8 protein-coding genes and 2 pseudogenes are annotated in these 7,658 nt (G+C 70.5%); 2 read left to right on the plus strand and 8 right to left on the minus strand.

What is annotated here, in order from left to right:
• The 8 genes and pseudogenes from RWX45_RS03930 to RWX45_RS03965 all read right to left on the minus strand — a co-directional run.
• Positions 1 to 668 (minus strand): amidohydrolase family protein (locus RWX45_RS03930; RefSeq protein WP_316022473.1); only part of this gene is annotated, 668 nt, incomplete at its 3' end.
• Positions 665 to 1,669: an aspartate carbamoyltransferase catalytic subunit gene (locus RWX45_RS03935; protein ID WP_316022474.1), complete on the minus strand. Its 1,005-nt coding sequence runs from the start codon at positions 1,667 to 1,669 to the stop codon at positions 665 to 667. The genes RWX45_RS03930 and RWX45_RS03935, both read right to left, overlap by 4 nt.
• Positions 1,666 to 2,256 carry a bifunctional pyr operon transcriptional regulator/uracil phosphoribosyltransferase PyrR gene (gene pyrR, locus RWX45_RS03940; RefSeq protein WP_316022475.1) on the minus strand — a complete coding sequence of 197 codons (591 nt, stop codon included), beginning with the start codon at positions 2,254 to 2,256 and terminating at the stop codon, positions 1,666 to 1,668. The genes RWX45_RS03935 and pyrR overlap by 4 nt, the downstream gene beginning before the upstream one ends.
• A gap of 691 nt (positions 2,257 to 2,947) precedes the next feature.
• Positions 2,948 to 3,472: a transcription antitermination factor NusB gene (nusB, locus tag RWX45_RS03945; RefSeq protein ID WP_316022476.1), complete on the minus strand. Its 525-nt coding sequence runs from the start codon at positions 3,470 to 3,472 to the stop codon at positions 2,948 to 2,950.
• A 6-nt stretch (positions 3,473 to 3,478) separates the two neighbouring features.
• The gene (gene efp, locus RWX45_RS03950; RefSeq protein WP_316022477.1) at positions 3,479 to 4,042 is read right to left on the minus strand and encodes an elongation factor P; all 564 of its coding nucleotides are present in this window, start codon (positions 4,040 to 4,042) and stop codon (positions 3,479 to 3,481) included.
• A 110-nt stretch (positions 4,043 to 4,152) separates the two neighbouring features.
• Positions 4,153 to 4,833, minus strand: a complete 681-nt coding sequence (locus tag RWX45_RS03955) for an FMN-binding negative transcriptional regulator (protein ID WP_316022478.1) — start codon at positions 4,831 to 4,833, stop codon at positions 4,153 to 4,155.
• Positions 4,834 to 4,837: 4 nt separating this feature from the next.
• Positions 4,838 to 5,371, minus strand: coding sequence for a shikimate kinase (locus tag RWX45_RS03960; protein WP_316022479.1), 534 nt, complete (start codon positions 5,369 to 5,371; stop codon positions 4,838 to 4,840).
• Positions 5,368 to 6,249: pseudogene (locus tag RWX45_RS03965) on the minus strand (3-dehydroquinate synthase family protein); the annotation flags it as partial. The gene RWX45_RS03960 and the pseudogene RWX45_RS03965, both read right to left, overlap by 4 nt.
• On the opposite strand from RWX45_RS03965, the gene RWX45_RS03970 reads away from it, so the two are divergent.
• Positions 6,202 to 7,245, plus strand: a complete 1,044-nt coding sequence (locus RWX45_RS03970; protein ID WP_316022480.1) for a glycoside hydrolase family 3 C-terminal domain-containing protein — start codon at positions 6,202 to 6,204, stop codon at positions 7,243 to 7,245. The pseudogene RWX45_RS03965 and the gene RWX45_RS03970 overlap by 48 nt on opposite strands.
• 45 nt (positions 7,246 to 7,290) lie before the next feature.
• Positions 7,291 to 7,658, plus strand: a pseudogene (locus RWX45_RS03975) (hypothetical protein); the annotation flags it as partial.

A 7,658-nucleotide genomic window follows, 5' to 3' on the forward strand; every position in this document is an offset into this window, starting at 1 on the left:
GCCAGCAGGACGTCGCGGGCGATGATCGACTCCTCGGCGACGGCGGGCCAGCCGGCCAGGCCGAGCTCGGCGGAGACGCGGCCCTCGTGCATCTGGGAGCCCTCGGTCAGGCGGGGGTCCTGGGAGTGCTGGGCGATGACGCCGTCGAAGGACTTGGCGTACTCCAGGGCGCGGCGCATGAGCACCGGGTCGGACACGCAGTGCCCGTCGTCGGAGAACACGCGCACGCGGGCGGCGGAGTGGGCCATGGCGCCCATCTGGGACAGGTGCTCGCCCCGCAGGCCCTCGGAGACGGCGCCGACGGGGTGGACGTCCACCCAGCCGGCCTCGGCTCCCAGGCGCAGCACCTGCTCGACCACGCCGGCGTTGTCCTGCACCGGGGTGGTGTTGGCCATGGCGAACACGGCCGTGTAGCCGCCGACGGCGGCGGCGCGGGTGCCGGTGTAGACGGTCTCGGCGCTCTCGCCGCCGGGTTGGCGCAGGTGGGTGTGGATGTCCACCAGGCCGGGCAGCAGCACCAGGCCGGCCAGGTCGTCGTGGCGATGGGCGTCGGCGGGGGCCTGGGCGGCGGCGTCGGGGCCGATGGCGGTTATGCCGTCGTCGACGATGAGGACGTCGGTGGGGTCCTCGCCGTAGGGGCGGACCCCGGGCAGGAGGTGGGCGGTCACAGCTGGTTCCCTTCTTCGGCGAGGAGCAGGTAGAGGGCGGCCATGCGCACGGAGACGCCGTTGCCGACCTGCTCGACCACGCGTGAGCGGGGGTCGTCGGCGGCGTCGGCGGTGATCTCCAGGCCGCGGTTCATGGGGCCGGGGTGCATGACGATGGCGTGGGCGGGCATGGCGGCGCGGCGCGCCGCCCCGAGCCCGTAGCCGCGGGAGTACTCTCCGGGGCTGGGGAAGTAGCCGCCGCCGGCGGCGCTCATGCGCTCGCGCTGCACGCGCAGCATCATCACGGCGTCGGGCTCGACGGCGGCGATGGCGGCGTCGAAGTCGTAGGACACGTCGCAGGGCCAGTCCTCCATGCCCACCGGCAGCAGGGTCGGTGGGGCGACCAGGGTGACGTGCGCGCCCAGGGTGGTGAGCAGGTCCACGTTGGAGCGGGCCACGCGGGAGTGCAGTACGTCGCCGACGATGATCACCCGGGCACCGTCCAGGTCGCGCCCCTGAGGCGCCGGGCTGCCGTCGCCGGCGCGCCTAGCCCCGGTGTCGGGACCGCCGGGGACGTACCAGCGGCGCAGCGTCATAGCGTCGAGCAGCGCCTGCGTGGGGTGCTGGTGAGTGCCGTCGCCGGCGTTGAGCACGGGCACGTTGATCCAGCCGGCGTGGGCGAGCAGGTGGGCTGCGCCGCAGGCGGAGTGCCGTACGACGACGGCGTCGGCGCCCATGGCCATGATGGTTTCGGCGGTGTCCTTGAGTGACTCGCCCTTGGAGACGGACGAGCCCTTGGCGGAGAAGTTGATGACGTCGGCGCTCAGTCGCTTGGCGGCGGCCTCGAAGGACAGCCGGGTGCGGGTGGAGTCCTCGAAGAACAGGTTGACCACCGTCTTGCCGCGCAGGGTCGGCAGCTTCTTGACGGCCTGCCGTTGGGTGGCGGCCATGGCCTCGGCGGTGTCGAGGATCATGACGGCCTCGTCGTGAGTGAGGTCCTTGGCGGACAGCAGGTGCTTCATCGGGTGGCCTCCTGGGTCCCGGCGTCAACAATGGTGACGGCGTCGGCGTTGGCGCCGAGTTCGGTGAGCGCCACCACCACCTTCTCCGAGCGGGAGGTGGGCAGGTTCTTACCGACATAGTCAGCGCGGATCGGCAGCTCACGGTGACCGCGGTCCACGAGGACGGCGAGCTGGACGGCGTCGGCACGACCGATGGAGCCCAGGGCGTCCAGGGCGGCGCGGATGGTGCGGCCGGAGAACAGCACGTCGTCGACGAGGATGACGGTGCGGCCCTCGAGGTTCTCCCCCGGGATGCGGGTGGGCTGGGGCACGCGGATGGGATGACGGCCGAGGTCGTCGCGGTACATGGTGATGTCGAGCGTGCCGACCGGTGGCGCGCCTGAGGGATCACCCGATTCCCTGGCGGCGACCTCGAGAGCCTTGGCCAGGCGCTGCGCCAGGGGCACTCCCCCGCTGGGGATGCCGAGGATGACCAGGTTCCCACTGCCGTGATTGCGTTCCAGGATCTCGTGGGCGATCCGGACGAGGGAGCGCTGGATCTCGGCGGCGCCGAGTATCTGCTTCCCGGTGGACTGTGCTGCGGCCACGGTGCGTGGACCTCCTTCTCCGCCTCACTGGACGGGCTTCAAGGATGTCGTTCGGGGCGATGTTAGCGCAGTGCCTCGGCCGGTGCCGCCAAGGTCCACCCGGTGAGCGGAGCCTGCCCGGCGAGCACGACAGGCGCCCACCCGGTGAGCGCATGGCAGCGGCGGTCCCGTGACGCGACGGAACGCACCGAGACCGGCACTTGTAACGCACCGAAACCGGCACTCATGACGTACGTAACGAGAGCGGTCAACCTGTACCGCGCGCAAGCCGTCGACGGTTCGTACGTTTAGCCGACGATTCGTACCTTTCGGTGGACGGTTCGTACGTTCAGTCAACGGTTCGGCACCCTAGCTGCCGAACCGTCGGGCTACGTGCCGAAGCGTTGCCGCGAAGTGCCGAAGCGTCAAGGTAGCTGCCGAACCGTCAAGAGAACTGCCGAACCGTCAAGGGGGCTGCCGAGCCACCCCTGCTTCATTCGTCCGCCGCACGTGCATCCCGCCCTCACCGACCCCATGAAGGCATGCCAGGGCTCACCGCCGCCGTCATTTGTGCCGGTTTCGCGGCGTGGGGTTGACGGGGACCCGAGGCGGCCATGAGGATGTGCCCGTGACGTCGAGAGGCCAGTAGCTCTACGGTCTGATCCGGCAGGCGTATTTGGCCACGTGCCCCTTCAAGCAGGAGCTGTATCGATTACCGCAGCGTGTCAGCTAGGTCGCCGATGCGGCCGAGAAGGCCGTTGAGGAAGCGGGGCGAGTCGTCGGTGGACAGCATGCGAGCCAGCGTCATGGCCTCGTCGATGGCGACCGGCGGATCGACCTCGTCGTTCCAGACGATCTCCCAGGTGGCCAGACGCGCGATGGCGCGGTCAACGGCGGGCATGCGGCTGAGCACCCAGCCGTGGGCGTAGGTCTCGATAATCTCGTCGACCTCCGCCAGGCGGTCGGCAACCCCGGCGAGCGCCACCCGCGTGTAGGCGGGGGCCTCGGTGTGGTTCGCCGAATGAATAGCCCGCTGCGCGGCGAGCTCGCGCAGGTTCTGGGCGGCGTCGGCGGACTTGAGCAGGCCGCGCTGGTCTGCCTCGAAGAGGATCTCGACCGCGCGGCGGCGTGCCTTGGTGCGGGCAGTGACCGGGTGCTTGGAGCGCTCGGCCTCCGCGACGTCGTCCAGAGTCTCCTCGGTCGCCGGAGTGCTCGCCGCAGGCGTGGAATCAGTCATCGGCGCTCAGTCGGTGACGCGGGAGATGTAGGAGCGGGAGCGGGTGTCGACCTTGACCTTGTCGCCGATGTTGAGGAACAGCGGGACCTGGATCTCAGCACCGGTCTCCAGCGTGGCGGGCTTAGTACCCGCGGAGGAACGGTCGCCCTGCAGACCCGGCTCGGTGTGCGAGATCGTCAGCACGACGGCAGCCGGCAGCTCCACGAACAGGACCGCCTCGTCGTGGAAGGCGACGATGACGTCCTGGCCCTCCAGCATGAGGTTGGCGGCGTCACCGACCACGTCGGCAGGCACGTAGGTCTGCTCGTAGGTCTTGACGTCCATGAAGACGAAGTCGTCGCCGTCCTTGTAGGAGAACTGCATGTCGCGGCGGTCAACGGTGGCAGTCTCCACCTTGAGGCCGGCGTTGAAGGTCTTGTCAACGGTCTTGCCGGACAGGACGTTCTTGATCTTGGTGCGCACGAAGGCGGGACCCTTGCCCGGCTTGACGTGCTGGAACTCGACCACCTGCCACAGCTGGCCCTCCAGGTTGAGCACCATGCCATTCTTGAGGTCGTTCGTCGTTGCCACGTGCGGTTCCTTACTCGCTAGAGGATTGCTGGAAGTCTTAGACCGGCTAAGCCTACCGCCATGACCCGGGCACTTCCCCGGCCGACGCCTGTCATGCCGGTCACGGCACGCTAGTCGCGCCGATCTGACAGATTCGTGCGCAGCGCGTGCATGTCCTCCAAGCGGGCGAGGGTGGCGAAGCGTTGCTCGGCGTATGGCAGGCTGACGGTGAGCAGGAAGTCGGCCATGGCTTGCTGCCCCTGGCGGGCCAGCTCCGCAGCGAGAGAGCGGATGTCGTCGGGGTGGCGGTTCTGACTCATCTTGGCCTTGCCCTGGATCCGCTCAATCCCGACCTCGGCGGCGACGATGGCGCGGGACATGCGCGTGAGCTTGTCCTCCCCGATGGGGGCGAGCACGTCGTCGCTCTCATACAGATCCGTCAGGCGCCGGGCCGCCGCCAGGGCCGCCTCGGGGCGCGGGTCGATGCGCACCGGCCCCCACACGTGCACGGTGATGTAGTCCCAGGTGGGCACATTGGGTTTGACGTCGTTGGTGGCGTACCAGCGGGGCGAGACGTAGGCGCCCACGTCGTCGAAGATGACCATGCCGGGTGCGGTGATCGGCTCGCGCGCCTGCGGATTATTGCGCACGAGGTGGGTGACCAGGATGTTGCGCTCCGGGTCACGGTAGAAGGGCACGAAGGTGGCCTGCGGGCCGTCGGCATGCACCGTCACGAGGTTGCCGGCGTGCGGCCGGTCGAGAAACGCGGCGACGTAGTCCTCGGGAAGTTCGAAGTGCCGGGGAACGTACATGCCGTTAGCTTAGGGGAAGCCCAGTGCTGCGGATGAGGGCGGCCGCCTGGGTGGGAGTGGTGTCGGTGGTGTCGACGACGTCGTCGGTCACCTGACGGCAGGCAGCCTCCCGCTCCTGCAGCATCCGGGTGAAAGTCTGGTGCACATTGCCCAACGCGACGGAGCGGGGCGCATCCAGCCCGTTGCGCGTGGCCAGCCGCCTTGCGGAGGCGGTCAGGTGCACGATCCGGACGCCGTCGGCTGCGGCCGATTCCAATGCCGTACGCACGGCGGCGTCGCTCAGGCAGCCCGATCCGAGGGCGACGACGGCGCCGTCGCGCGCCTGCCCGATCATTCCCATGGCGACGGCGGCCTCCACCTCGCGATAGCGCTCCTCGGGTACGGCGACGAGAGCCAGTTCAGGGCTCGTGCCCAGCTGACGGGCCACGGCCTCACCGACATCGACCAGCGGTGCGCCTGCGGTCTGCGCCAGCGCGCGGCCAACGCTGGAACAGCCCGCCCCGGGAGCACCAATGAGCACCACGCCGGCCGGGCTCACTGCTTTCCTCCCGGATCCGCGGCAGCGGGTGACGCCGTGACCGCCTCGTGGGCGGCGCGCAGCACGCCGGCATCCGGTTCCACACCCCGTACCGGAGCGGCGATGTCGTCGAGCAGAACCATGCGCAGCCTGCCGGCGCGCACCTTCTTGTCGCTGAGCATGGCCTCTTCAAGGGCGTCGAAAGCGCCCGCACCCTCAGGGAAGGCGGTGGGCAGCCCGGCGGCGGCAAAGGCACGCCGGTGCGCCGTGAGCGCCTCGGTGCTGAGCCGTCCCAGACGGTGGGACACCTCGGCGGCGAAGATGCAGCCGACAGCAACCGCCTCGCCGTGCCGCCAGGTATAGTCGGTGACCTTCTCAATGGCGTGGGCGTAGGTGTGTCCGTAGTTGAGAATCTCCCGCAAACCCGCCTCGGTGAGGTCCTCCCCCACCACGGCGGCCTTAACCGCCACCGAGCGGGTGACGAGTTCGGCGATAACCGGGGAGTCGGCGGTAGGCGGGGCGGGCAACTGCAGCAGCAGGTCGAGGATGACCGGGTCGGCGATGAACCCGCATTTGACGACCTCCCCCATGCCGGCGCGCAACTCCGGGCCGGGCAGGGTTGCCAGCGCATCCAAATCCGCAATGACGGCGGCCGGGGCGTGAAAGGCACCGACCAGGTTCTTGCCGGCGCCGGTGTCGATGCCGGTCTTGCCGCCGACGGCGGCGTCAACCATGGCCAGCAGCGTGGTGGGCACCTGCACGATGGGGACACCCCGCAGCCAGGTGGCGGCGGCAAAACCGGCCAGGTCGGTGGTAGCGCCGCCACCGACACCGACCACCTGGGCGCCTGGGTGCAGCACTTCGCAGCCCCGCCGACCCAGTCGCTGGCCGATGCGCTCGCCACCGCCCTGGCCGAGCGCGCCTCCGCCGCGGGTGAGCCGGCCCCCGCGCTCACGGTTCTGGGCGGGCAGGACCCCCTCGGCGTCACCGCGGCCGAGGTCGCCGCCGTCGCCGAGGCCGCCGCCGAGGCGGACCTGGTCATCCTCGCCCTGGACGAGCCGAGCCAGCTCACCGGTGAGGCCACCTCCCGAGCCGACCTGCACCTGCCCGGCGATCAGGCCGACCTCGTCCACGCGGCCGTCGAGTCCGGCACGCCCGTGGCCGTGGTACTGGTGGCCGGACGGCCGCTCGTCGTCGAGGACTGGATCGAGGAGCCGAACGCCGTGCTGCTGGCCTGGCACCTGGGCACCACCGGCCCGGAGACCATCGCCGAACTGCTCACCGGCGCCGCCAACCCCTCCGGCCGGCTGCCCATGGGCTTCCCCCGCCACTCCGGCCAGTTGCCCGCCACCTACGACGCCCACGAGAACACCGGCCGCCCCGCCACCCGCGGCGGGGAGATGGTCAAGCCCGTCTTCGACATGGGCCTGGACGGCCCCGCCAACCTCCAGGAGTTCTTCACCTCCAAGTACCGCGACCTGCCGCTCGGCCCCCGTTTCCACTTCGGCCACGGCCTGTCCTACACGAGCTTCGCCTACCGCGACGCCGCCCTTTCCCGCACCACCATCTCCCGGGCGGAGCTCGACGCCGGCGCCGCCGTGGAGGTCACGGCCGCCGTCGCCAACACCGGGGAGCGGGACGGTGAGGACGTGGTACTGCTGTTCACCCGCGACGTGCTCGCCTCGCTCGCCCCCGCCGTGCGCAGGCTCGCCGGCTTCCAGCGCGTCGCCGTCCCCGCCGGCGGCAGCCAAGCGGTTTCCTTCCGGCTGGACCGCAGCCACCTGGCGCTGTGGGATGACGATGGGGAGGGCTGGCGCGTCGAGCCCGGCGACTTCGAGATCCGCGTCGGGGACGACCCCGACGCCGAGCCCCTGCTGCTGACCGTCACCGACTGACCCCGCGCACAAGCACCTGCAAGCACGTACGAGGAGGTACGGCCCATGCGCTTCAACTCACCCGACGACCCCGTTGTCGTCACCGAGAGCCCCGAGAAGGTCGGCCGCGTCGCCGGCGTCCACGGCGAGCGGATTCACGTCCTGGACGGCCTGCCCCAGCGCGGCCCGGAGTGGACGCCGGCGGTGATGGCTCAGGCGGACCGCTACGACCTGCCCGTCGAGCCCGTCGACCTGCCCGAGGTGGCACGCCGGGACGATGCGGCCCCCGGCCCGCACGGTGACGTCCCCGTACGCGTGTACACCCCGCACGAGCTCGCCGTCCCCGACGCCGCCGGCCGCCGCGGCGCCGTCGTCTGGATCCACGGGGGCGCCTTCATCTTCGGCGACCTTGACACCGCCGAGGCCGACCACAC

The sequence above is a fragment of the Actinomyces sp. MRS3W genome (assembly GCF_032465695.1).
Taxonomy (GTDB): domain Bacteria; phylum Actinomycetota; class Actinomycetes; order Actinomycetales; family Actinomycetaceae; genus Actinomyces.

Coding starts and splice junctions, on each gene's coding strand:
- RWX45_RS03955 (WP_316022478.1), bottom strand. CDS start 4,833: ATGTACGTTCCCCGGCACTTCGAACTTCCCGAGGACTACGTCGCCGCG.
- RWX45_RS03935 (WP_316022474.1), bottom strand. CDS start 1,669: ATGAAGCACCTGCTGTCCGCCAAGGACCTCACTCACGACGAGGCCGTC.
- nusB (WP_316022476.1), bottom strand. CDS start 3,472: ATGACTGATTCCACGCCTGCGGCGAGCACTCCGGCGACCGAGGAGACT.